The 20,669-nt window shown below is 64.1% G+C and carries 21 protein-coding genes; 11 read left to right on the top strand and 10 right to left on the bottom strand.

Annotation, left to right across the window (positions count from 1 at the left end; genetic code table 11):
• Window positions 1-134 precede the first annotated feature (134 nt).
• From zigA to aztA, 5 genes are all read right to left on the bottom strand, one after another.
• On the bottom strand, window positions 135-1,349 hold the full coding sequence (gene zigA / locus JN302_RS30750; protein WP_202308133.1) for a zinc metallochaperone GTPase ZigA: 1,215 nt from the start codon (window positions 1,347-1,349) through the stop codon (window positions 135-137).
• A gap of 37 nt (window positions 1,350-1,386) precedes the next feature.
• Window positions 1,387-2,580 (bottom strand): zinc metallochaperone AztD, encoded by a 1,194-nt coding sequence (aztD, locus tag JN302_RS30745; protein WP_202330201.1) that lies wholly within the window; start codon window positions 2,578-2,580, stop codon window positions 1,387-1,389.
• 123 nt (window positions 2,581-2,703) lie between these two features.
• Window positions 2,704-3,633, bottom strand: coding sequence for a zinc ABC transporter substrate-binding protein AztC (gene aztC / locus JN302_RS30740; protein ID WP_202315157.1), 930 nt, complete (start codon window positions 3,631-3,633; stop codon window positions 2,704-2,706).
• A gap of 19 nt (window positions 3,634-3,652) precedes the next feature.
• Window positions 3,653-4,519, bottom strand: coding sequence for a zinc ABC transporter permease AztB (gene aztB, locus JN302_RS30735; protein ID WP_202330200.1), 867 nt, complete (start codon window positions 4,517-4,519; stop codon window positions 3,653-3,655).
• A 2-nt stretch (window positions 4,520-4,521) separates the two neighbouring features.
• The gene (gene aztA / locus JN302_RS30730; protein ID WP_202330199.1) at window positions 4,522-5,352 is read right to left on the bottom strand and encodes a zinc ABC transporter ATP-binding protein AztA; all 831 of its coding nucleotides are present in this window, start codon (window positions 5,350-5,352) and stop codon (window positions 4,522-4,524) included.
• 239 nt (window positions 5,353-5,591) lie between these two features.
• On the opposite strand from aztA, the gene JN302_RS30725 reads away from it, so the two are divergent.
• The 3 genes from JN302_RS30725 (at window position 5,592) to JN302_RS30715 (ending at window position 7,561) form a co-directional block, all read left to right on the top strand.
• Window positions 5,592-5,924 (top strand): antitoxin Xre-like helix-turn-helix domain-containing protein, encoded by a 333-nt coding sequence (locus JN302_RS30725; protein ID WP_244846035.1) that lies wholly within the window; start codon window positions 5,592-5,594, stop codon window positions 5,922-5,924.
• Window positions 5,925-6,066: 142 nt separating this feature from the next.
• Entirely contained in the window at window positions 6,067-7,176 is a 1,110-nt protein-coding gene (locus tag JN302_RS30720) for an NAD(P)/FAD-dependent oxidoreductase (protein WP_202330197.1), read from the top strand.
• A gap of 40 nt (window positions 7,177-7,216) precedes the next feature.
• Complete coding sequence (locus JN302_RS30715) at window positions 7,217-7,561, top strand: RidA family protein (protein WP_202330196.1); 345 nt, start codon at window positions 7,217-7,219, stop codon at window positions 7,559-7,561.
• A 91-nt stretch (window positions 7,562-7,652) separates the two neighbouring features.
• Here JN302_RS30715 and hutC read toward each other — a convergent pair whose 3' ends face one another.
• The 3 genes from hutC to hppD all read right to left on the bottom strand — a co-directional run bounded on the left by hutC (window position 7,653) and on the right by hppD (window position 11,035).
• Window positions 7,653-8,378: a histidine utilization repressor gene (gene hutC / locus JN302_RS30710; protein ID WP_202308126.1), complete on the bottom strand. Its 726-nt coding sequence runs from the start codon at window positions 8,376-8,378 to the stop codon at window positions 7,653-7,655.
• Between the two features lie 25 nt (window positions 8,379-8,403).
• Entirely contained in the window at window positions 8,404-9,762 is a 1,359-nt protein-coding gene (locus JN302_RS30705) for a formimidoylglutamate deiminase (protein ID WP_202330195.1), read from the bottom strand.
• Between the two features lie 160 nt (window positions 9,763-9,922).
• Window positions 9,923-11,035 (bottom strand): 4-hydroxyphenylpyruvate dioxygenase, encoded by a 1,113-nt coding sequence (gene hppD / locus JN302_RS30700; protein WP_202334504.1) that lies wholly within the window; start codon window positions 11,033-11,035, stop codon window positions 9,923-9,925.
• Window positions 11,036-11,347: 312 nt separating this feature from the next.
• On the opposite strand from hppD, the gene hmgA reads away from it, so the two are divergent.
• The 8 genes from hmgA to JN302_RS30660 all read left to right on the top strand — a co-directional run bounded on the left by hmgA (window position 11,348) and on the right by JN302_RS30660 (window position 18,025).
• On the top strand, window positions 11,348-12,661 hold the full coding sequence (hmgA, locus tag JN302_RS30695) for a homogentisate 1,2-dioxygenase (RefSeq protein ID WP_202330194.1): 1,314 nt from the start codon (window positions 11,348-11,350) through the stop codon (window positions 12,659-12,661).
• A 182-nt stretch (window positions 12,662-12,843) separates the two neighbouring features.
• Window positions 12,844-13,863: a fumarylacetoacetate hydrolase family protein gene (locus JN302_RS30690; RefSeq protein ID WP_202330193.1), complete on the top strand. Its 1,020-nt coding sequence runs from the start codon at window positions 12,844-12,846 to the stop codon at window positions 13,861-13,863.
• Window positions 13,864-13,868: 5 nt separating this feature from the next.
• Window positions 13,869-14,834, top strand: a complete 966-nt coding sequence (locus JN302_RS30685) for an MBL fold metallo-hydrolase (protein ID WP_202330192.1) — start codon at window positions 13,869-13,871, stop codon at window positions 14,832-14,834.
• Window positions 14,835-14,965: 131 nt separating this feature from the next.
• The gene (locus JN302_RS30680; protein ID WP_202330191.1) at window positions 14,966-16,561 is read left to right on the top strand and encodes an FAD-dependent oxidoreductase; all 1,596 of its coding nucleotides are present in this window, start codon (window positions 14,966-14,968) and stop codon (window positions 16,559-16,561) included.
• Between the two features lie 3 nt (window positions 16,562-16,564).
• On the top strand, window positions 16,565-16,765 hold the full coding sequence (locus JN302_RS30675; protein ID WP_202308115.1) for a DUF2783 domain-containing protein: 201 nt from the start codon (window positions 16,565-16,567) through the stop codon (window positions 16,763-16,765).
• Window positions 16,762-17,400: a maleylacetoacetate isomerase gene (gene maiA, locus JN302_RS30670; RefSeq protein WP_202330190.1), complete on the top strand. Its 639-nt coding sequence runs from the start codon at window positions 16,762-16,764 to the stop codon at window positions 17,398-17,400. Before JN302_RS30675 ends, maiA begins: the two co-directional genes overlap by 4 nt.
• 71 nt (window positions 17,401-17,471) lie before the next feature.
• Window positions 17,472-17,750: a CopG family ribbon-helix-helix protein gene (locus JN302_RS30665; protein ID WP_202308113.1), complete on the top strand. Its 279-nt coding sequence runs from the start codon at window positions 17,472-17,474 to the stop codon at window positions 17,748-17,750.
• A 26-nt stretch (window positions 17,751-17,776) separates the two neighbouring features.
• Window positions 17,777-18,025, top strand: a complete 249-nt coding sequence (locus JN302_RS30660; RefSeq protein WP_446720688.1) for a type II toxin-antitoxin system RelE/ParE family toxin — start codon at window positions 17,777-17,779, stop codon at window positions 18,023-18,025.
• A 91-nt stretch (window positions 18,026-18,116) separates the two neighbouring features.
• Here the strand turns inward: JN302_RS30660 and JN302_RS30655 are convergent, their stop codons facing one another.
• Together JN302_RS30655 and JN302_RS30650 are read right to left on the bottom strand one after the other, a co-directional pair.
• The gene (locus JN302_RS30655; RefSeq protein ID WP_202330189.1) at window positions 18,117-19,079 is read right to left on the bottom strand and encodes an ABC transporter permease; all 963 of its coding nucleotides are present in this window, start codon (window positions 19,077-19,079) and stop codon (window positions 18,117-18,119) included.
• Window positions 19,076-20,596: a sugar ABC transporter ATP-binding protein gene (locus JN302_RS30650; protein ID WP_202330188.1), complete on the bottom strand. Its 1,521-nt coding sequence runs from the start codon at window positions 20,594-20,596 to the stop codon at window positions 19,076-19,078. Before JN302_RS30650 ends, JN302_RS30655 begins: the two co-directional genes overlap by 4 nt.
• Between the last annotated feature and the right edge of the window lie 73 nt (window positions 20,597-20,669).

Genomic DNA, 20,669 nt, shown 5'->3' with positions numbered 1-20,669 from the left:
CAATTCAGGACATACTACCGAGTATGTTGCAATTGGGAGGCCGGGTCAATCGGGTCGCGGCCGGTTTTCCGCCGCGGCAGCCGCGATCTTGCGGGCATGGCCGCGTTTTGCGGCACACAGGCTGATTGCGCGGTTTACGCTGTCGCTCTCTGCCAGGCCGGGAACGGATCGGGCATGTCCTTCCAGAGCTCGGGGCGGAAGCAAGGCGCATCATCGACGAGGCATTCGTCCAGTTCGGCGCGGATGCGGATCTCGTTCATCGGGTGGCAGCCGATGAAGACGATCTCCTGGCGTCGGTCGCCCCAGACCGGGTCCAGGTAGGGCTCGATCGAAGCCAGCCAGTCTGGGTGGTCGGGCCAGCGGCTCCTAGGCACCGACGACCACCAGAGGCCGCGCCTTTCGACCCGCACCAAGGCGCCGGCCTGGCTCATTTCGCCGACATGGTGCGGTCGCGTCGCCAGCCAGAAGAAGCCCTTGGCGCGCACCACGCCCGGCCAGGCGCGGTCGAGGAAGGCCTGGAACCGCTTGGGCACGAAAGGTCTTCGGGCGCGATAGACGAAGGAGCGGATGCCGTATTCCTCGGTTTCGGGAACATGATCGCGAAAGCCGTTCAACTCCTTGAACCATAAAGGGTGCTGTTCGGCCTTGGCGAAGTCGAACCGGCCGGTAGCGAGCACCTTGTCCAGCGGCACCTTGCCGAAATCGGCCTCGATCAGTTCCGCGTCCGGATTGAGGGCGCGGATGATCCGGCGTGCTGCGGCGAGGTCGGAAGCCTTGGCGCTGCCGACCTTGTTGAGCACGATGATGTCGGCGAATTCGATCTGGTCGACGATAAGGTCGACAAGGGTGCGCTCGTCGGCCGAGCCGAGCGATTCGCCGCGATCGCGCAGATAGTCGACCGACGAATAGTCGCGAAGGAGGTGCATGGCGTCGACCACCGTGACCATGGTGTCGAGCCGGGCGACATCGGAGAGGCTGTCGCCGTTCTCGTCGCGGAACTCGAAGGTCGAGGCGACGGGCAGCGGCTCGGAAATGCCCGTCGATTCGATCAGCAGATAGTCGAAGCGGCCCTGCTCGGCGAGCGCGCGCACCTCCTTCAGCAGATCGTCGCGCAGCGTGCAGCAGATGCAGCCGTTGGACATCTCGACCAGCTTCTCGTCGGTACGCGACAGGTCGGTCCCGTCGCGTACCAGTTCGGCGTCGATATTGATCTCGCTCATGTCGTTGACGATGACCGCGACGCGCCGGCCTTCGCGATTGTTGAGGATATGGTTCAGCAAGGTGGTCTTGCCCGCGCCGAGGAAGCCCGAAAGCACGGTGACGGGAAGGCGTTTGTCTGATGTAGGCATAGCTGCTCCCAAGGGATGTTCCGTGAGGTGGTCGGTGTTAATGAGCTTCGCCGGAGCCGCCGACGGCAACGATGTTGAATGGCTTGCCCTCGACGGCGATCTCGGCCGCCTTGGCGAAGGTCGCGGCGTCGACCAGATGGAGCAGGCCCTTCAGCGGATCGGTCACCGCGATCCTGTCGCCGGCGACGGCGATGCGGGGCCGCGGATCGTTCCAGTGGCCGTCCATGCTGTAGGGTTCGGTGAGCGCGATCGACCCGTCGAGCGCGCCGGAGATGACGTCGATCCGGTGGAGCTTGCCGTCTTCGGTGAAGACATAGGCGAATTTCGACCTGATGGGATCGACCGCGAAATGCACCCGCCGTGTCGGCAGTTCGATCAGCCGGAAAGGCGTCGAACCTTCGGGGTCGACGAGCACCACGGCATCCGGCCCGTAATTGCCGAGGAAATATTGCAGGCCCTTGCCGCCGATGAGGGTGGTCGACTTGCCGGATGGCAAGCCGCGATAGGGCAGGTGCTTGATCTCGGGGCCGTCCTTGCCCGGCCTCACGATGAGCAGGCCCTCGGCGCAGGCGAGGGCGAGCAGGTTGCCTGACGTGGCTTCACCATGGAGATCGGGGCATTGATAGGTCTCGCCGGCCCGTGCATCCGTGGCATCAAGCACCTTTATGCCGATCGGCAGTTCGTCGGCCGGTTTTTCGGGATGAGGCTCGGTCACCAGCACATGATCGCCCAGCGCGGCGGCGACGCCATGGTGCGGCGATGATGTCGCGACCTCGCGGATGATTGGGTTTCCCTCCAGGGCGGTCTTCTCGCTGAAAACGCGCGCCAAGCCTTCGTCGTCGAAGAAGAGGGCGATGTCGCCCTTGTGCTCGACGAAATGCACGGGCTTGCGGCCGTGGACTTCCGCATCGAGCAGCCGCGGCGGCTCGATGGTGATGTCTCCGTGGTCGCCATGGTCGCCGAACACGATGCCGCTCGCCATTGCCGACACGACGTCGTCGTCGCGCTGCACGGCGAAGATCATACGCGCGCTGCTGGTCGCATAAAGGCGCGCCGGGCCCTTGAGTTTGAAATTGTCGATCTCGTTCCCGGTCAAGGCGTCGATCGCGCGTACGACGGGGGCGGCGTGATCCGCCACGAAAAGCCGCCACGCGGTCTTTTCCTCGGCCGAGGCATGGTTGGCAGCCAGTATGAGGCTCAGCGCGACGGCGGCTTTGCGAATGTTGAACATGATGTCTCCGTTCTTAATGTAATAACATAACAAATGAGCGCAAAACGAACGCACGTCGGCTCTCGCCTTATGGCGAAAGCCTTTGCTCGTCCGCCAATGATGTGTTCGGAACTCGACGCTCTGCTAGCTGCCCAGGATCGCGCCTTTGATCACCGAAACATTGTGGCGCATCAGGTCGATATAGGTGGAGGCACCGCCATCCGGAGCGGACAGGGCGTCCGAATAGAGTGTTCCTCCGACCTTCAGACCTGTTTCGCTGGCGATCTGCTCGATCAGCCGCGGGTTGGTGACGTTTTCGACGAAGATCGCGGACGCCTTGTCTTCCTTTACCTGCCGGATCAGCTTCGCGACATCCGCAGCCGATGCTTCGGCTTCTGTCGATATGCCTTCGGGCGCCAGGAAGGTGAGGCCGTAGGCATGCTCGAAATAGCCGAAGGCATCGTGCGAGGTGATGATCACACGCTTGTCCTCGGGGATCGAGGTGATCGTCTGCCTGACCTCGGCCTCTGTCGCATCGAGCTTTTCGGTGTAGGCGGCGGCATTGGCCTTGTAGGCATCACATCCGGCGGCGTCGGCCGCGCAGAATGCATCGGCGATGTTCTTCACATAGATCCTGGCATTGGCGATCGACTGGAAGGCGTGGGGATCGACGTCGCCGTGATGATGCCCATCGTCTTCCGCCTCGTCGTGATGGCCGTCTTCCATCTTGCGCGGTTCGACGCCCTTGCTCAGTTCGACGACGGCGGCCTTGGTGCCGCTCGCCTCGACCAGCCGGGACAGGAAACCCTCGAAATTCAGTCCGTTGACCAACACGACCTGGGCATCGGACATGGAAGCGGCGTCGGCCGGCCTCGGCTCGTACACATGGGCGTCGCCATCGGGGCCGACGAGTGTGGTCAGTTCGATGCGGTCGCCGCCGACATTCCTGGCGAAGTCGGCGATGATGGAGAAGGTCGCCACGACCTTCAGTTCCGCTGCCGAAGCCGCTGAAAGCGCGACGGGGGTTAATGTTATAACACTCGCAAGAGCGGCAAGCCGGGTCGTCTTAAGCAGCATGGAAAGTTCTCCTTGGTCAGGCGGTTCGGTGACGATGGCGGGCCAGGCGGGTGTTGAGGATCCCGCGCACGCCGAAAATGATCGAGGCCAGATAGACCGCGCCGGCCGAAAGGATGATCGCGGGGCCGGAGGGCAGCGACGCATGGTAGGACAGAAGCAGCCCGGCCACGCACGCGGCGAAGCCGATGGCGATCGCCAGCCCGCACATCGGCCCGATCCGTGTCGTCCAGAAGCGCGCTGCTGCGGCCGGCAGCATCATCAGCCCAACCGAAAGCAGCGTGCCCAGGGCCTGGAAGCCGCCGACCAGATTGAGCACGACCAGACCGAGGAAGATGAAATGCACAGGTGTGCCCAGCCGGCTGACCGAGCGAAGGAACAGCGGATCGAGGCATTCGGCGACCAGAGCACGCCAGAACACGGCGAGCGTCAGCAGCGTCACCCCCGTGATCAGGGAAATCAGCGTCAGGGCGTCGTCGTTGAGGGCGAGCACCGTGCCGAAGAGGACGTGCATGAGGTCGACGCTGGAGCCGCGCAGCGAGACGATCAGCACGCCGAGCGCCAGGGAGATCAGATAGAAGGCGGCCATCGAGGCGTCTTCCTTCTGCACGGTGAAGCGCGAAACCGCGCCGGCGCCGAGCGCGACAACGACACCGGCAATGAGCCCGCCCACCGTCATCGGCACGATCTGGAGACCGTAGAGCAGGAAGCCGGCAGCCGCGCCCGGCAGGATCGCATGCGCCATGGCGTCGCCCGTCAGGCTCATGCGGCGCAGCATCAGGAACACGCCGACCGGACAGGAACTCAGCGACAGCAGCAGCGAACCGGCCAGCGCGCGCTGCATGAAGCTGAACTCGACGAAGGGCGCGATCAGGAAGTCATACATGGTCAGGCCGCCGGTGCATGGCGGTGATGATGGTCGTCGCCGTCATGGGAATGATCGTGGTCCGGCCCACCGTGTTCGTCGTGATGATGGTGCTTGTCGTCGTCGACGTGGCACCAGGGAGCATCGTCGTGCCAGGCCTCGTCGAAGCGGCGGGCGCGCATCAGATTCTCGGGATGGAGCGCCTCCTGCGTGGCGCCCCAGGCGATCGGCTGGCGCGCCAGGAGCAGCGTTTCGGGGAAATGCGACCGCACCAGTTCCAGATCGTGGACGACCACCATCACGGTGCGCTTTTCCCCGTGCCAGCGTTTGATCAGCGCGACGAGGTCGCCGACCGTCTTGCTGTCGATCGCGTTGAACGGCTCGTCGAGCAGGATCAGTTCGGCATCCTGGACCAGAACGCGTGCGAACAAGGCGCGCTGCAACTGGCCGCCGGAAAGCGTGTCGACGGGGCGCTTCTCGAAACCTTCGAGCCCGACCGCCGTCAAGGCCTTCGCCACTGCCGCGCGGTCGCCCTTGGTGAACCGACCGAGCAGCCCGCGCTTCGGCCAGAGGCCGAGCGACACCAGGTCGACGACACGCGCGGGAAAGCTGCGGTCGAGCTCGGATTGCTGCGGCAGATAGGCAATCCGCGTATCTCTCGCGAGGGTGCAGTGGCCGGCCATCGGCTTCAGCACGCCGACGATGCCCTTCATCAGGGTCGACTTGCCGGATCCGTTGGCGCCAACGACCGCCGTCAACGAGCCCGCGCGCACCATGCCGTTGAGATGATGTACGGCCGGATGGCTGTTATAGCCAAGCGTCAGGTCGCGGAATGTCAGGCAGGCATTGGTCATAAGGATCCCGGCGGTTGCGGATGTCGGCCTTTGGATATGTAATACCATTACATCTGTCAACCGGTCGGATGATGATCGCTGTGCGCGCGTCAGGCAAATGAAGCCGGAGGGGCGCTCTTCCTGTAAGTGAAAGGCACGCCCTGAGCTTGATCTGAGCAAAAAATGAGCGCAGTTTGAGCGGAGTTGTCATCTGATAGTGGACTGTATCTGTGGAGAGGCCTGTCACGGCGATGCATTTCATGGAAGACGGATCGCCGTACCTGTCGGCAAGCCGCGTTTCGGAGTTCTTGGGCATTACGCGGTCCGAACTGGCCCAACTTGTGGGCGTGGCGCGCAATACCTTGGCGGCCAAGTCCGGCGCTCGGAAGGTCGACCAGGCCCTTAGTCCGGTCGTGCGCATCCTTGCCATGGCGGCTGGGATGGCAGGCGGCGGCGACAGCGCGGCCGTGTGGTTCAAACATCAGCCGATCCCGGGCTGGGCCGGCAAGACAGCTTACGATCTCGTGGCGGAGGGCAAGGGAGACAAGGTGCTGGCCTATCTCGAGACGGTGCGCTCAGGCGTCTATTCCTGAAGCATGCGGGAACGATACACCGCGGGAATTCGCAACGCCGCGTCCTGGCTCTGACTGTGTGTGTCCCTGGCGGGTGGAAGCCGATTGCGAATCCGGGTTATGAGCGCGGAAAGCGGCACGGTTCCAAGGAGGACGAGAAGAGATGGCCGACGAAATCATCACCGATGTTGCGATCGTCGGCGCAGGCATGGCCGGCATCGGCTTGGCCGCCGATCTCGCTGGCGACTTCGACGTGGTCGTGCTGGAGCAGGAGAGCCGTCCAGCCTATCATTCGACCGGACGTTCGGCGGCGATATTCATCCAGAACTACGGCAATGCCGCCATCCGGGCGCTCAGCCGGGCCAGCGCGCCGCTTTTCCACGGTGCCGAGCCAAATATTTTCCCGACTCCGCTGCTTACCCAGCGCGGCATCCTCTATGTCGCAGACGAAGGCGGGCTCGATGCCCACGACAAGCTGATGGAGGAGGCCGAGGACCTTGTCGAGCTGACTCCCGAGCAGGCGATCGCCATGGTGCCGCTGCTGCGGCCGGAATGGGTCAAGGCCGGCGCCTATGAGCAGGACGCCCAGGACATCGATGTTGATGCACTGCACCAGGGCTGGCTGCGCAAGGCGAGGGCGGGCGGCATGCGGCTGCTGACGGATGCGCCGCTCACGCGGGCCGAAATGCGGTCGGGTCAATGGATCATCGATACGCCGAAGGCGACGATCCGGGCGAAAGTGCTGGTCAATGCCGCCGGCGCCTGGGCCGACATGGTCGCAGGACTGGCCGGGCTGCGGCCGATCGGCATCCAGCCGATGCGTCGCTCGATCGCGGTGCTCCCTGCGCCCGACGGATACGACATCAGGAGCTGGCCGCTGGTCGGCGATGCCGCCGAAAGCTGGTATGCCAAACCCGATGCCGGACGCCTGTTCGTCTCGCCGGCGGAGGAAATACCGGTCGAGCCGCACGACGCCTTCGTCGATGACATGGTCCTGGCCGAAGGGCTCTACCGCTTCGAGCAGGCGATGGCCTATCCCGTGACCCGCGTCGAGCGGAGTTGGGCTGGTTTGCGCAGCTTTGCGCCGGACCGCACTCCGGTCGCCGGCTTCGACCCCGTGGCCGAAGGCTTCTTCTGGCTGGCCGGGCAGGGCGGTTACGGGATTCAGACCTCGCCCGCCTTGTCACGCCTCGCCGGACAGTTGATAAGGCGGGCCTCCGGGGACCTGGAGTCGCTGGCCGAGGCGCTGTCGCCCGCCCGGTTCAGGTCCTGAGAGCGATATTCACGAAGCTGGCAAGCAGGAAGGAACACCCATGACCATTCGCCGTATCGAAGCCGGACCGCGCATGAGCCAGGCCGTCATCCACGGCAACACCGTCTATCTCGCCGGCCAGGTCGGCTCGCCCGGCAAGAGCGTCGCCGAGCAGACCAAGGATATCCTCGCCACCATCGAGGACCTGCTGAAGCAGGCGGGCTCGGAAAAGTCCAAGATCCTTCAGGCGACGATCTGGCTTGCCGACATGGCCGACTTCGCCGAGATGAATTCGGTCTGGGACAAGTGGGTCGACGGCCCCAACGCCCCGACCCGCGCCACCGGCGAAGCCAAGCTGGCAGCCCCGGAGTACAAGGTCGAGATCATCGTCACCGCGGCGCTCTGAGCCCCGTATTTCGTTCCGGGACCGCAAAGCGGCCGGATGATGTTCATCGAACACGGCGTGGCGTCGATCGACGCCGCGCCGAACCGGCGCGTCACCCTTCGGTCGGTGTGAAGCGGGCGACGAGCCGGTGACTGTCGCCGGGGTAGATCAGTCTCACATGGGTGATGGGGCGTTCGGCATTCCACGTCCGCCGCTCGATCACCAGACAGGCTGCGCCGGCTTCGAGATCGAGCGCTTCCGCAGTCGCTTCGTCGGCCTCGGTCGCACTGATCGCGTGCTCGGCGGTACTCCAGGGCACGCGGCCCGTCAGCCACGGGCCCGGCGCGATATCCAGGAATGTTTCGTCGGCGGCTTCGGGAACGGCGGCGAGATTGATCAGCCTTTCCTCGAAGCAGAATGGCCGGCCGCCGGCGAAGTGGCGACAGTCGAGCTGAAGCACCGGTCCGCCTGACGATGTGCCGAGCCGATCGCGGTCGTCGCGCGCGGCCTTGCGTTGCTGGCGTGAGGCAAGCTCGTAGCGATAGGGCAGGCCGAGCGCCTCGACTTCCGTCCGGATGTCATGGATCTCCAGCACCGCTGCCTGCGAGCGCGGTCGGGTCACGAAACTGCCCGAACGGCGGCGACGTTCGATGAGCCCGGCCTTGGCGAGCTGCGACAGCGCCTTGTTCACCGTCATGCGCGAGCATCCATATTCGGCCGTCAGCTCGTGCTCGAAAGGGATGCGGAAACCCGGCGGCCATTCCCCGGAGAGGATGCGGTCGCGGATATCGTTCAGGATGCGCTGATGCAGCGACTGCGCGGGCGCTTCCATATCCATCGCTGTCGCTCCCCGCGTCCCGACCCTAGTGCCGCTGGGCCAAACCCTTCATCACCGAACGGTAGCGCCCGGCGATCGCGTCGCGCAAATGGTGACGGCCGCCTTCCACGAGTTTCTTGCCACGCACCCAGACGCAATCGACAGCAGCGCCGTTGGCGAAGATCCAGGCGTCGAGGATGGCGTCGCCGGCCTTGCCAGCGAGCGATGGATGGTCGGCGCCGAGCGATACCAGGTCGGCCGAGGCTCCGGCGGCGATCGTCGCCGGCCCCGCGCCGAGTGCGATCGCGCCGCCATCGAGGGCGTGGTCGAACAGCGCGCGGCCGTTCGACTGCCCCGGTTGGGCCAGAACGTTGCGGGCGCGATGAAGAAGACGCTGCGAATATTCGAGCTGGCGCAACTCGTCGCCGAGGCCGATCAGCACGTTGGAATCGGAGCCGATGCCGAAACGGCCGCCACGGGCCAAGAAGTCGGGCGCCGCAAAAGTGCCGTCGCCGAGATTGGCTTCCGTGACGGGGCAGAGGCCTGCGACCGCGCCCGATAGGGCCATGGAGGTCGTTTCGGCCGCCGTCATGTGGGTGGCGTGGATCAGGCACCAGCGGTCGTCGACCGCGGCGTTGCCGAGCAGCCATTCGACCGGCCGTGCGCCCGACCAGGCGACGCAATCCTCCACTTCGCGGACCTGCTCGGCCACATGGATGTGGATCGGGCCGTTCGGCGCGAGCCGCAGGACGGCGCCGAGCTCGTCGGGGGTGACGGCACGCAGGCTATGCGGCGCCAGGCCCACGATCGCCCCTTCGAACTTGCCGGCCGCGGCGCGTGCGCCGTTGAGCAGCGTGCCGAAGCCGTCGATCGAATTGATGAAGCGGCGCTGACCCTCGTTCGGCATGGCACCGCCGAAACCGGAATGGGCATAGAAAACGGGCAGCAAGGTCAGTCCGATCCCGGTGGCGGAAGCGGCGGCCACGATGCGTTCGGCCATTTCGGCGACGGCGGCATAGGGGCGCCCATCCGTATCGTGATGCAGATAGTGGAACTCGCCGACGCGCGAGAAGCCGGCCTCCAGCATCTCCACATAAAGCTGCGCGGCGACCGCCTCGACTTCATCGGGGGTCATCGACAATGCAAACCGATACATGACCTCGCGCCAGCTCCAGAAACTGTCGGCGCCGGGGCCGCGCGTCTCGGCAAGGCCGGCCATGCCGCGCTGGAAGGCGTGGCTGTGAAGGTTCGGCATCCCGGGCAAGATGATGGCGTGGCGCTCGTCGCCGGCCTGCGGCGCAGTGTCGGCCTCGGTCGAGACGATGACGCCATTCTCGATGGCGATGCGCACGGCATTCCGCCAGCCGTCCGGCAGCAGGGCGTGCTCTGCGAAAACTCCCGGCATCGTCGCGCGTCTCCCTCAAATGCTCATCGAATATGTATATACATTATCGGCGAGCTTGCGAAGAGGGATGAAGCGTTGGGAGGCGTTTGGCTCATTTTCGCGAACGCAAAAGGGCGACGCTGACGGCGCCGCCCTCCTTCAAGGCTTTCGGAATGAAAGGCTACTCGGCAGCCTGCACTTTCAGCACGCCGCGGCGGATCTGGTCTTCCTCGATCGATTCGAACAGGGCCCGGAAATTGCCCTCGCCGAAACCTTCGTCGCCCTTCCTCTGGATGAATTCGAAGAAGATCGGGCCGATGACGGTCTTGGAGAAGATCTGCAGCAGGATCCTGGTCATGCCGCCGTTCACGACGCCTTCGCCGTCGATCAGTATGCCGTGTTTCTTCATGTGCTCGATCGGCTCGTCATGGCCGTTCACGCGCGCATGGGACATCTCGTAATAGGTTTCCGGCGGGCCAGGCATGAATTTCAGCCCGTTTTCGGCCAGCCTGTCGGTGGCGCCATAGATCTCGTCGGTGCCGACGGCGATGTGCTGGATGCCCTCGCCCTTGTATTTCCTGAGATATTCCTCGATCTGGCTGGTGTCGTCCTTGGATTCGTTCAGCGGAATACGGATCTTGCCGCAGGGCGACGTGATGGCGCGGCTGACGAGCCCGGTGATGCGGCCGTCTATGTCGAAATAGTGGATCTGCGTGAAGCCGAACAGGTCGCGGTAGAAGGCCCACCATTTGTCCATATTGCCGCGATAGACGTTGTGGGTGAGGTGGTCGAGATAATAGAATCCGACGCCTTCGGGCCTTGGGTCGCGCGCGCCCAGCCATTCGAATTCGGCGTCATAGGCCGAGCCTTTCTTTCCATATTTCTCGACGAAATAGAGCAGCGACCCGCCGATGCCGACGATAGCCGGCACGTCGAGCGACTTGTCGTCGCCTTCATAGGGCGTGGCGCCCTTGGACACGGCATGCTCGAAGGCGTGCCTGGCGTCGACCACGCGCCAGGCCATGGACGGCGCGCAGGGGCCATGCTTCTCGACGAACTTCATCGCGTGCGAGCCGGGCTCCGCATTCACGACATAGTTGATGTCGCCTTGCCGCCAGACCGTAATGTTCTTGGCGCGGTGCTTGGCTACCTGGATGTAGCCCATGCGGGTGAAGAGCTCGGACAGCTTCGAGGGATCTGTATGGGCGAATTCGACGAATTCAAACCCGTCGGTGCCGGCCGGGTTGGCTTCGCTGATCCTGGCGGGTGGCGCATCGTGCGGGAAGGGTCCCATCATATCCTCCTGTGGCGGCGGAGACATTCCGTCGCATCCTGAGATGGAGGTGATTGTAACGCACCTGCTTCGCAAGAAGTGTGCGAAGCGATCGGTAGTTCGGGCTTCCTATGCACGAAGCGTGCAGAAATGTTGCCATGAATGCACAGCGCTCAATTTCGGCGCCGGACCAGGGGCTCTCGGCAAGATCGAGCCGCAGGACGGCAAGATGTTATGATCCTCGGACGGTCGCGTTGATGGTTACATTTTCAATGGTTACGAATGCAACAAATCGGCCGCCCGACTCCAGGGCGGCATCAAGGGAGAAGCACCATGGCCTATTCCTACATGCCGGGGTTCGGCAATGACTTCGAGACGGAGAGCCTGCCCGGCGCGCTGCCTCAGGGCCGCAACTCGCCGCAGCGGCCGGCCTACGGCCTCTATGCCGAGCAGTTCTCGGGCTCACCTTTCACCGCGCCGCGCGGGACCAACGAACGCTCCTGGCTCTACCGCATCCGCCCGAGCGTCAAGCACACTGCGCGCTTCAAGACTACCGAACTGAAATATTGGAGGTCGGCGCCCAATATCGGCGACCACGAGCTGGCGCTGGGCCAGCTTCGCTGGAATCCCGTACCGATGCCCAATGTTGCGACCGATTTCATATCGGGCATCCGCACGATGACGACCGCGGGCGACGTCTTCACCCAGGCCGGCATGGCCGCTCACACCTATGTCGCCAACACCGACATGGTGGACGATCATTTCTTCAACGCCGATGGCGAACTCATGATCGTGCCGCAGGAGGGCGGCTTGCGGCTGCTCACCGAAATGGGCGCGATCGAGATCAGGCCGGGCGAGATCGCGGTACTGCCGCGCGGCCTGGTGTTCAAGGTCGGGCTTATGGACGGTCCGGCGCGCGGTTACGTCTGCGAGAACTACGGCGCCAAGTTCACGCTGCCCGACCGCGGACCGATCGGCGCCAACTGCCTCGCCAATCCGCGCGATTTCAAGACGCCCGGCGCCTGGTTCGAGGAGAAGGAGACGCCGTGCCGGCTGATCGTCAAATGGTGCGGGGCCTTCCATGTCACCGAGATCGGCCATTCTCCGCTCGACGTCGTCGCATGGCACGGCAACTACGCCCCCTACAAATACGACCTGTCGACCTATTCGCCGGTGGGCGCGATCCTGTTCGACCATCCCGACCCGTCGATCTTCACCGTGCTGACGGCGCCGTCCGGCGAGGAGGGCACCGCCAATATCGATTTCGTCATCTTCCCGCCGCGCTGGATGGTGGCGGAGAACACCTTCCGCCCGCCCTGGTATCACCGCAACATCATGAGCGAGTTCATGGGCCTGATCCAGGGCAAATACGACGCCAAGGAGGAAGGTTTCGTCCCCGGCGGCATGAGCCTTCACAACATGATGCTGGCCCATGGCCCTGATGCCGATGGTTTCGAGAAGGCGTCGACCGTCGAACTGAAGCCGGTGAAGCTCGAAAACACCATGGCCTTCATGTTCGAGACGCGTTTCCCCCAGATGCTGACGCGCTTCGCCGCCGAGACCGATGTGCGCCAGGACAACTATATCGACTGCTGGAGCGGCCTGAAAAAGCGCTTCAACGGCACCGTCGAGGGCGATTGGAGTTGAGCGGCGCCCGGTCTGCAGCCTGTTGCGTGAAAACGGATGCATGCAACACGCTGCAGGTCTTTATCTGACGCATGTCTTCATCCCGAAACGGGTACCCACATCAGGGAGACATGCTTTAAGCTGCCTGCGACCCGCCGACGGACCGGCAGGCACCAACGACAATCTCAAGGGCTGGAAACCGCATGAAACTCGCCACTTTGAAGAACGGCACGCGTGACGGAAAACTGGTGGTCGTGTCGCGCGACCTGACGCGCTTTACCGACGCGTCGTTCCTGGCCCCGACCCTGCAGGCGGCGCTCGACGACTGGAGGCGGCTATCCTCCCATCTGGCGGCGCTCTCGGAATCGCTGGAACACGGCTCGGTTCCCGCGGATCGTTTCCACGAGCACGACGCCCTGTCGCCGCTGCCGCGCGCCTATCAATGGGCCGACGGCTCGGCCTATGTGAACCATGTCGAACTCGTCCGAAAGGCGCGCAATGCCGAAATGCCGGAGAGCTTCTGGACAGACCCGCTGCTATATCAGGGCGGCAGCGATGCCTTCCTCGCGCCGCGCGATCCGATCCCGATGGCCGATGAGGCCTATGGTATCGACATGGAGGGCGAGGTCGCCGTGGTTGTCGGCGACGTGCCGATGGGCGCGAGCGTGGTGGAGGCGCGCGACGCCATACGGCTCGTCATGCTGGTCAACGACGTTTCGCTGCGCGGGCTCATCCCGGCCGAACTGGCCAAGGGTTTCGGCTTCTTCCAGTCGAAGCCTTCCTCCGCCTTTTCGCCCGTCGCCGTGACGCCGGACGAGTTGGGAGAGGCCTGGGACGGTGGCAGGGTGCATTTGCCGCTCTCTGTCGATCTCAACGGAAAGCCCTTTGGGCGGGCCGATGCGGGCATCGACATGACCTTCGATTTCCCGACGCTCGTCGCTCATGCCGCGAAGACGCGGCCGCTCTCGGCCGGCTCCATCATCGGTTCGGGCACCGTATCGAACAAGCTCGACGGCGGGCCCGGCAAGCCGGTTTCCGAAGGCGGGGCCGGCTACTCCTGCATTGCCGAGATCCGCATGATCGAGACGATCGCAACCGGCAAGCCGGCCACGCCCTTCATGCATTTCGGCGACACGGTGCGCATCGAGATGAAGGACAAGGCCGGCCATTCGATCTTCGGTGCGATCGAGCAGTCGGTGACGAAATACGAAAAGGAAAAGTGACCCCAATGGCCCCATCCACCTCGCCAAAGTCTTTCGCCTCGCAGGGCGATCTTGCGGAGAAGAAGATCTCCTTCACAGAGGTCGGCCGCGACCTCTGGGCCTTCACGGCCGAGGGCGATCCCAATACGGGCGTGATCATCGGCGACGACAGCGTGATGATCGTCGATGCGCAGGCGACCCCCAGGCTCGCCGGCAAGGTGATCGAGCAGATCCGCAAGGTCACCGACAAGCCGATCAAATATGTCGTGCTGTCGCACTACCATGCGGTTCGTGTGCTCGGTGCCTCGGCCTATGGGGCTTCCGAGGTCATCATGTCGGAAAAGGCGCGCGCCATGGTGGTCGAGCGCGGGCAGGAGGATTGGGACTCCGAATTCGGACGTTTTCCGCGGCTGTTTCAGGGCCACGAATCCATCCCGGGCCTGACCTGGCCGACGCTCACCTTCAACGACCGCGCGAGCTTCTATCTCGGCAAGCGCCGCATCGACCTGCGTTTCCTCGGACGCGCCCACACGGCCGGCGACATCGTCGCCCATGTGCCCGACGAGAACGTCATGTTCACCGGCGACATCGTCGAATACCACTCGGCCTGCTATTGCGGCGACGCGCATTTCGCCGACTGGCCGGCGACGCTGGAGGCGATCCGCGGTTTCGATCTTTCGGCGATCGCGCCGGGTCGCGGCGATGCCCTGGTCGGCGCCAAGATGGTCAATGAGGCGCTCGACAATACCGCCGACTTCATCCGTTCGACCTACCGGCCGATCGCCCGCGTGGCACAGGGCGGCGGCTCGCTGAAGGAGGCCTGGGACGCCGTTCGCGCCGAATGCGATCCGAAATTCTCGTCCTATGCGATCTACGAGCACTGCCTGCCCTTCAACGTGGCCCGCGCCTATGACGAGGCTCTTGGTGTCGACACGCCGCGCATCTGGACCGCGGAGCGCGACCGGGAGATGTGGGAGCGACTGCAGGGGTGATGGAGCCCTAAGCAGGTTTCGGAAAAGTGTCCTACGGTTTTCCGGCAAAGACCTGCGGCAAGAGAGGCTAGGCAGGCGAAGCGTGGGCGAAGCCACGTAAGCCTGCTTAGGGCGGGCGTTCGGGAGAAGACATGGCGCGATATCGGTATCAGCATTTCGGCTACACGCCGCCGCCCGAAGTCTCGGGCAAGCCCGCGCCGGGCCGCTACCCGGTCGTCATCGTCGGCGCCGGCCCGACGGGCCTGTCGATGGCGATCGACCTTGCCTTGCGCGGCGTCGCCTCGGTCGTGCTCGACGACAATGACGTCGTCTCGGTCGGCAGCCGCGCCATTTGCTGGGCCAAGCGCACGCTGGAGATCTTCGACCGTCTCGGCGTCGGCGAGCGCATGGTCGAGAAGGGGGTGACCTGGAAGATCGGCCGGCTCTATCACGGCGACCGCGAAGTCTACAGCTTCGACCTGCTGCCGGAGGACGGCCACAAGATGCCGGCCTTCGTCAATCTCCAGCAATATTATGTCGAGCAATATCTGGTCGAGCGCGCGCGCGACTTTCCCGATCTGATCGACCTGCGCTTCAAGAACAAGGTGATCGGTGTCGAAAAGATCGCCGCTGGCGCAGTGGCCAGGATCGAGACGCCGGACGGGACCTATCGACTGGAGGCCGACTACCTGCTCGCCTGCGATGGCGCGAAATCGCTGGTGCGGTCCGAACTCGGCCTGGATTTCGCCGGCAAGCTGTTCGAGGAGCGCTTCCTTATTGCCGATATCGAGCTGAAGGCGGATTTTCCGTCCGAGCGCCGGTTCTGGTTCGAGCCGACCTTCCATGCCGGGCAGTCGGCGCTGCTGCACAAGCAGCCCGACGATATCTACCGCATCGACCTGCAACTTGGCTGGGACGCCGACCCCGAGGCCGAGAGGCGGCCGGAAAACGTCATCCCGCGCATCGAAAAGGTGATCGGCCGCAGCGATTTCGAGATCGACTGGGTGTCGGTCTACACCTTCCAGTGCCGCAGGCTCGAGCGCTTCGTCCATGACCGCGTGATCTTCGTCGGCGACAGCGCCCACATCGTTTCGCCCTTCGGCGCGCGTGGCGGCAATGGCGGCATCCAGGACGTCGACAATCTCGGCTGGAAGCTTGCGGCAGTGCTGAATGGGCAGGCGCCGGAAGCGCTGCTGGCGAGCTACGACGACGAACGTATCCATGGTGCGGACGAGAACATCGCCAACTCGTCGCGCGCCACCAACTTCATGACGCCTAAATCGGCGATGGAGAAGATGCTGCGTGACGAAGTGCTCGACCTTGCCGCCGACATGGTCTTCGCCAGGAAGCTGGTCAATTCCGGCCGCCTGTCCGTGCCTTGCTCGCTGGCCGGGCTGCCGCTGCAGACGCCGTCGGCCGAAGCCGTGCTCGAACCGGGCTCGGCCTGCCTGGATGCGCCGCTGAGGCACGGCGAAACGGATGTCTGGCTGCTCGGCCAACTGAACGGCGGCTTCACGCTGCTGTCCTTCGGCGACCGGCCCCGGATCGAGGTCAACGATATCAAGCACGTCCATGTCTCGCGGCCAGGCGGGGGAGAGCTGCAGGATGTTTCGGGCCATGCCTTCCGGCGTTACGGGGAGGGGTTCACCTACCTGATCCGTCCCGACCAGCATGTCGCGGCGGCATTTCGGGCGCCAGACGCCGCGGCGATCGGCGCTGCGCATCGGCGCGCCTTGGGGAGGCCATGACCAATGATCGATCTCGGAAGCGACCGCCTCGGCCCGGCAGGCGATGTGTTTTATGCATCACTGCTCGAGGCTCATGAGGGCCTGTCAGCGGAGGAAAGCGCGCGGCTCAACGCAAGGCTGGTGCTGATCCTTGCCAATCTGGTCGGCGATATCGCCGTGCTTCAGGCAGCACTCGCCAAGGCAAGGGAGCGTTTCGCGAAATGACGACACCGGTCCTCTACGACTACTGGCGATCCTCGGCGAGCTACCGGGTCCGCATCGCTCTCAATCTGCTTGACATCGACTACGAGACAGTCCCCGTCAACCTGCTCGACCGGGAGCACAAGGCGCCGGAACATCTTGCCCGCAATCCGCAGGGCGCCGTGCCGGTGCTCGAGATCGACGGTTTGAGGCTCACCCAGTCGCTGGCCATCGTCGAATATCTCGAGGAGACACGACCGGGCTCCGGCCTCCTGCCGGGCCGGCCGGGCGGGCGGGCACGGGTGCGGGCGCTCTCCTACGCCATCGCCATGGACATACATCCCGTCTGCAACCTCGGTCCGGTCGCCCACGTCATGGAACTCACCAAGGGGGGAGATGCCGTGCGCTCCGAATGGATGAAGAAGTTCATCGGCGAGGGGCTGGCGGCGGTCGAGGAGCTGCTTGACCACTCCAGCACCGGACGCTTCTGTCATGGCGACAGACCGACCATGGCCGACCTCTGCCTGGTCCCGCAAGTCTACAACGCCAAGCGCTGGGACGCCGACATAAGCGGGCTCGAGCGCATCAACGCCATCGTCGCCGCATGCGCGAAGTTGCCGGCCTTCGAAGCGGCATATCCGCGTCAGCCGCAAACATAAGAAGAAACTGATATCGACCTCTCAGCGAAGCTTCATGTGCATGGACAATTGGGCAGAGGAGAGGCTGCGGCATGGCAACAGCAACATCCATCAAACTCGATGACGAGTTGAAAGGGCGGGTGAAACAGCTCACCGAGTCTCGCCGCCGTACCTCGCACTGGATCATGCGCGAAGCCATAGCGCAGTATGTCGAGCGGGAGGAAAAGCGCGAAGCATTGCGGCAGGACACGCTCAAAGCATGGGAAGAATTTCAGGCGACTGGCCTGCACGCCACGGCAGAGGAAGGCGACAAGTGGCTTGCGAGTTGGGGAACTGAAGGCGAACGTCCCGTGCCCATATGCCACAAGTGATATTTGCCCCGGCCGCGATCCGGGACATGCAGCGGCTGTGGGATTTTCTCCGACCCAAGAGCGCCGATGCTGTGAGAAGGGCGGGTGAGACGATCAGGCAAGGCGTGCGGGCATTGGGCACGCATCCGCGGATGGGTCGTCTTGTCGAAGGCCTGCCCGAACAATACCGGGAATGGCAAATCGACTTCGGGGATAGCGGCTATGTTGCCCGTGTCGATGATGATGCCGTAACGATCTTGGCTGTACGACATCAAAAGGAGGCGGGATTCCGATGACCGCGAAGTGTGGCCGCCCGCATGATGATCAAGCCCGTTGAGGGCATCGCAACAGTCACGCACGCCCATGCTCTCCCGCTGAGCGTCGCCGCTATTCTGCGGCGGCGACTTTAAGGCTCCTCCGTCGCGAAAACTGCCGGTCGGCGATGACGCCCACGAGGATCACCGATCCCATGACCGCGAAGTTGAGCGAACTCGGAATGCCCAACAGATTGACCAGGTTCTGCAGCACCTGAAGCAGGACAGTGCCGAGCACAACGCCGAGGACGGACCCTTCGCCGCCGCGCAGCGAGCAGCCGCCGAGCACGGCGGCCGCGATGGCGTAGAGTTCGTAGAAACTGCCGTGGGAGGACGGCGAGATCGAGCGCGTGTACATCGCGATGAAGATCGCGGCCACCGCAGTCAGGCCGCAGCAGATGACATAGGCTGTGACGATGACGCGCGACGTGTCGATGCCCGAATGGCGCGCTGCTTCCTCATTGTTGCCGACCGCGAAGAGATGGCGGCCGTAGACCGACCTGTGGAGAACCAACGCCATGACCACGGTCAAGACCACAAAGGCGATGAGGCTGTGCGGAACGCCATAGAAACGTCCGGCCACCAGCCATTCGAGCGTCGGGAAGCTGGCGCCGAATGGGAAACCCGCTGTTGCATCGTCGGTGTAGTAGCGGGCGACACCACGATAGATCAGCAGGCCGCAAAGCGTCACGACGAAGGGCTGCAGCCCGACGCGCGTGATCAGCAGGCCGTGGACCAGGCCGATCAGACAGCCGAGCAGCACGACGATCACGAATGCCGCGCCCGGCGGAACGGTTCCCCCCGCGACAAAGTCGACGAAAATGACCCCCAGCAGCGCGATGACCGAGCCGACGGAAAGCTCGATGCCGCCCGAGATGATGACGAAGGCCTGACCGAGCGCGAAGATGCCGAAGAGGCCGATCAGATTGGCCGTGTTGGACAGGTTAACCGGGGACAGAAAACGTGGATTGATGATGGCGACGACGGTGCCGACGACCAGGATCAGGACGAGCAGGCCGAAATCCTTGCGGTTCATTCGGCTGCCTCCCGGCTCGGTGCGCGGCCGACGGCCAGCGACAGAATGTTCTCTTCCGTGAACCGGCTGCGGTCGAGGAAGCCGGCGATCGCGCCTTCATGCATGACCGCGATCCGATCGCTCACGCCGATCGCCTCTTCCATGTCGCTCGAGATCATCAATATGCCCACGCCCTGATCCGCGAGTTCGCGCATGAGACGGTAGATCTCGTTCTTCGCGCCGACATCGATGCCGCGAGTCGGCTCGTCGAAGATGATCAGCCTCGGTTGCATGGACAGCCACTTTGCGAGCACGACTTTCTGCTGGTTGCCGCCGGAAAGCGAACCGACCGGCGACGCGGTGCTCGGGCAGCGTATGTCGAGCCGTTTCTTCTGGACCTCGGCCTGGTCGCGTACTCTGGCGCGGTCGACAACGCCATGGCGTGCAAGAGAGCGAAGGCCGGCCAGGCTGATATTGTCGCGGATGCTGAAGGGCAGGATAAGTCCGGAGCGCTTCCTGTCTTCAGGCACGAGATAGATGCCGCGTTCGATCGCCGCCTTCGGAGAACCGAGTGTGGTCTTCTTGCCGTCGATCCTGATCTCGCCGGACAGCAGGGGATCCAGGCCGAAGATCGTTCGAGCCAGTTCCGTGCGTCCCGAGCCGACCAGGCCGGCGAGGCCGAGGATCTCGCCGCGGCGGACGGACAGGTCGACGGCAATGCCGGGTTTGTATGCCGTGCGTACGCCGACGATCTCGAGCACCGGCTCTCCGGCCGGTGCGGCGGGTGGGCGATAGAGCGTCTTGAGCTCGCGGCCGATCATCAGTCGGATCATCCGATCGGTCTCGATCTCTTGCCGAGGGATCTCGGCGACGCCCCTGCCGTCCCGGAGCACCACGACGCGGTCGGCGATGCGCTTCACCTCACCCAGCCGGTGCGAGATGAAGATGATGGCGACCTTGTCCGCCTTCAGCCTGCCGATCACCCGCAGCAGGCGTTCGGTTTCGGCAACCGTCAGGCTTGATGTCGGCTCGTCCATGATGACCAGCCGCGCGTTGAGGGACAGCGCCTTCGCGATCTCGACGAGCTGCTTCTGGGCAAGCGAGAGCGACGAGACCGGCGAGGAAGCCTTGAAGTCGGCGCCGAGTTGGGAGAGCAGCGGCTGCGCCGAGGCTTCGAGCGCTTTGTGGTCGATCAGCCTCAACGGTCCGCCCCGCAGCGGTTCTCGCCCAATCAGGATGTTCGCCGCGGCGGTGAGATTGTCGAACAGGTTGAGCTCCTGATGCACAAAGGCGATCCCCGCGGTGATGGCGGCCGAAACCGTCAGGGGGCCGACCTCCTTGCCGTCGATCGCGATGGTGCCCGCACTCGGCCCGGTGACGCCGCCCAGAACGTTCATCAAGGTCGATTTGCCGGCACCGTTCTCTCCGATCAGGCCGATGACTTCGCCCTCGGTCACGGAAAGGCTCACCTGCTCCAGAGCCCTCACGCCGGGATAGTGCTTTGAAATGCCTGTCAGCGTCAGAAACGGTTCGGCCATGCGAGGATTATGGTGGCGGCGAGGGTTGCCTTGCAAGGCGGCGATGCAGACCGGCAGGAGATACGTCTGCCGG

It is taken from the genome of Mesorhizobium sp. L-8-3 (genome assembly GCF_016756615.1).
GTDB lineage: Bacteria > Pseudomonadota > Alphaproteobacteria > Rhizobiales > Rhizobiaceae.
This window is presented reverse-complemented; position numbering and strand designations above follow the sequence as displayed.

Excerpts from the sequence above, each read along its gene's own strand:
- JN302_RS30675 (WP_202308115.1), top strand. The coding sequence starts at position 16,565 with ATGATCGATCTCGGAAGCGACCGCCTCGGCCCGGCAGGCGATGTGTTT.
- aztB (WP_202330200.1), bottom strand. The coding sequence starts at position 4,519 with ATGTATGACTTCCTGATCGCGCCCTTCGTCGAGTTCAGCTTCATGCAG.
- JN302_RS30680 (WP_202330191.1), top strand. The coding sequence starts at position 14,966 with ATGGCGCGATATCGGTATCAGCATTTCGGCTACACGCCGCCGCCCGAA.
- hutC (WP_202308126.1), bottom strand. The coding sequence starts at position 8,378 with ATGGATATGGAAGCGCCCGCGCAGTCGCTGCATCAGCGCATCCTGAAC.
- aztD (WP_202330201.1), bottom strand. The coding sequence starts at position 2,580 with ATGTTCAACATTCGCAAAGCCGCCGTCGCGCTGAGCCTCATACTGGCT.
- JN302_RS30715 (WP_202330196.1), top strand. The coding sequence starts at position 7,217 with ATGACCATTCGCCGTATCGAAGCCGGACCGCGCATGAGCCAGGCCGTC.
- JN302_RS30720 (WP_202330197.1), top strand. The coding sequence starts at position 6,067 with ATGGCCGACGAAATCATCACCGATGTTGCGATCGTCGGCGCAGGCATG.
- maiA (WP_202330190.1), top strand. The coding sequence starts at position 16,762 with ATGACGACACCGGTCCTCTACGACTACTGGCGATCCTCGGCGAGCTAC.
- aztA (WP_202330199.1), bottom strand. The coding sequence starts at position 5,352 with ATGACCAATGCCTGCCTGACATTCCGCGACCTGACGCTTGGCTATAAC.
- JN302_RS30650 (WP_202330188.1), bottom strand. The coding sequence starts at position 20,596 with ATGGCCGAACCGTTTCTGACGCTGACAGGCATTTCAAAGCACTATCCC.
- hppD (WP_202334504.1), bottom strand. The coding sequence starts at position 11,035 with ATGGGACCCTTCCCGCACGATGCGCCACCCGCCAGGATCAGCGAAGCC.
- JN302_RS30725 (WP_244846035.1), top strand. The coding sequence starts at position 5,592 with ATGGAAGACGGATCGCCGTACCTGTCGGCAAGCCGCGTTTCGGAGTTC.
- JN302_RS30690 (WP_202330193.1), top strand. The coding sequence starts at position 12,844 with ATGAAACTCGCCACTTTGAAGAACGGCACGCGTGACGGAAAACTGGTG.
- zigA (WP_202308133.1), bottom strand. The coding sequence starts at position 1,349 with ATGCCTACATCAGACAAACGCCTTCCCGTCACCGTGCTTTCGGGCTTC.
- JN302_RS30665 (WP_202308113.1), top strand. The coding sequence starts at position 17,472 with ATGGCAACAGCAACATCCATCAAACTCGATGACGAGTTGAAAGGGCGG.
- JN302_RS30660 (WP_446720688.1), top strand. The coding sequence starts at position 17,777 with ATGCAGCGGCTGTGGGATTTTCTCCGACCCAAGAGCGCCGATGCTGTG.
- JN302_RS30705 (WP_202330195.1), bottom strand. The coding sequence starts at position 9,762 with ATGCCGGGAGTTTTCGCAGAGCACGCCCTGCTGCCGGACGGCTGGCGG.
- hmgA (WP_202330194.1), top strand. The coding sequence starts at position 11,348 with ATGGCCTATTCCTACATGCCGGGGTTCGGCAATGACTTCGAGACGGAG.
- JN302_RS30685 (WP_202330192.1), top strand. The coding sequence starts at position 13,869 with ATGGCCCCATCCACCTCGCCAAAGTCTTTCGCCTCGCAGGGCGATCTT.
- JN302_RS30655 (WP_202330189.1), bottom strand. The coding sequence starts at position 19,079 with ATGAACCGCAAGGATTTCGGCCTGCTCGTCCTGATCCTGGTCGTCGGC.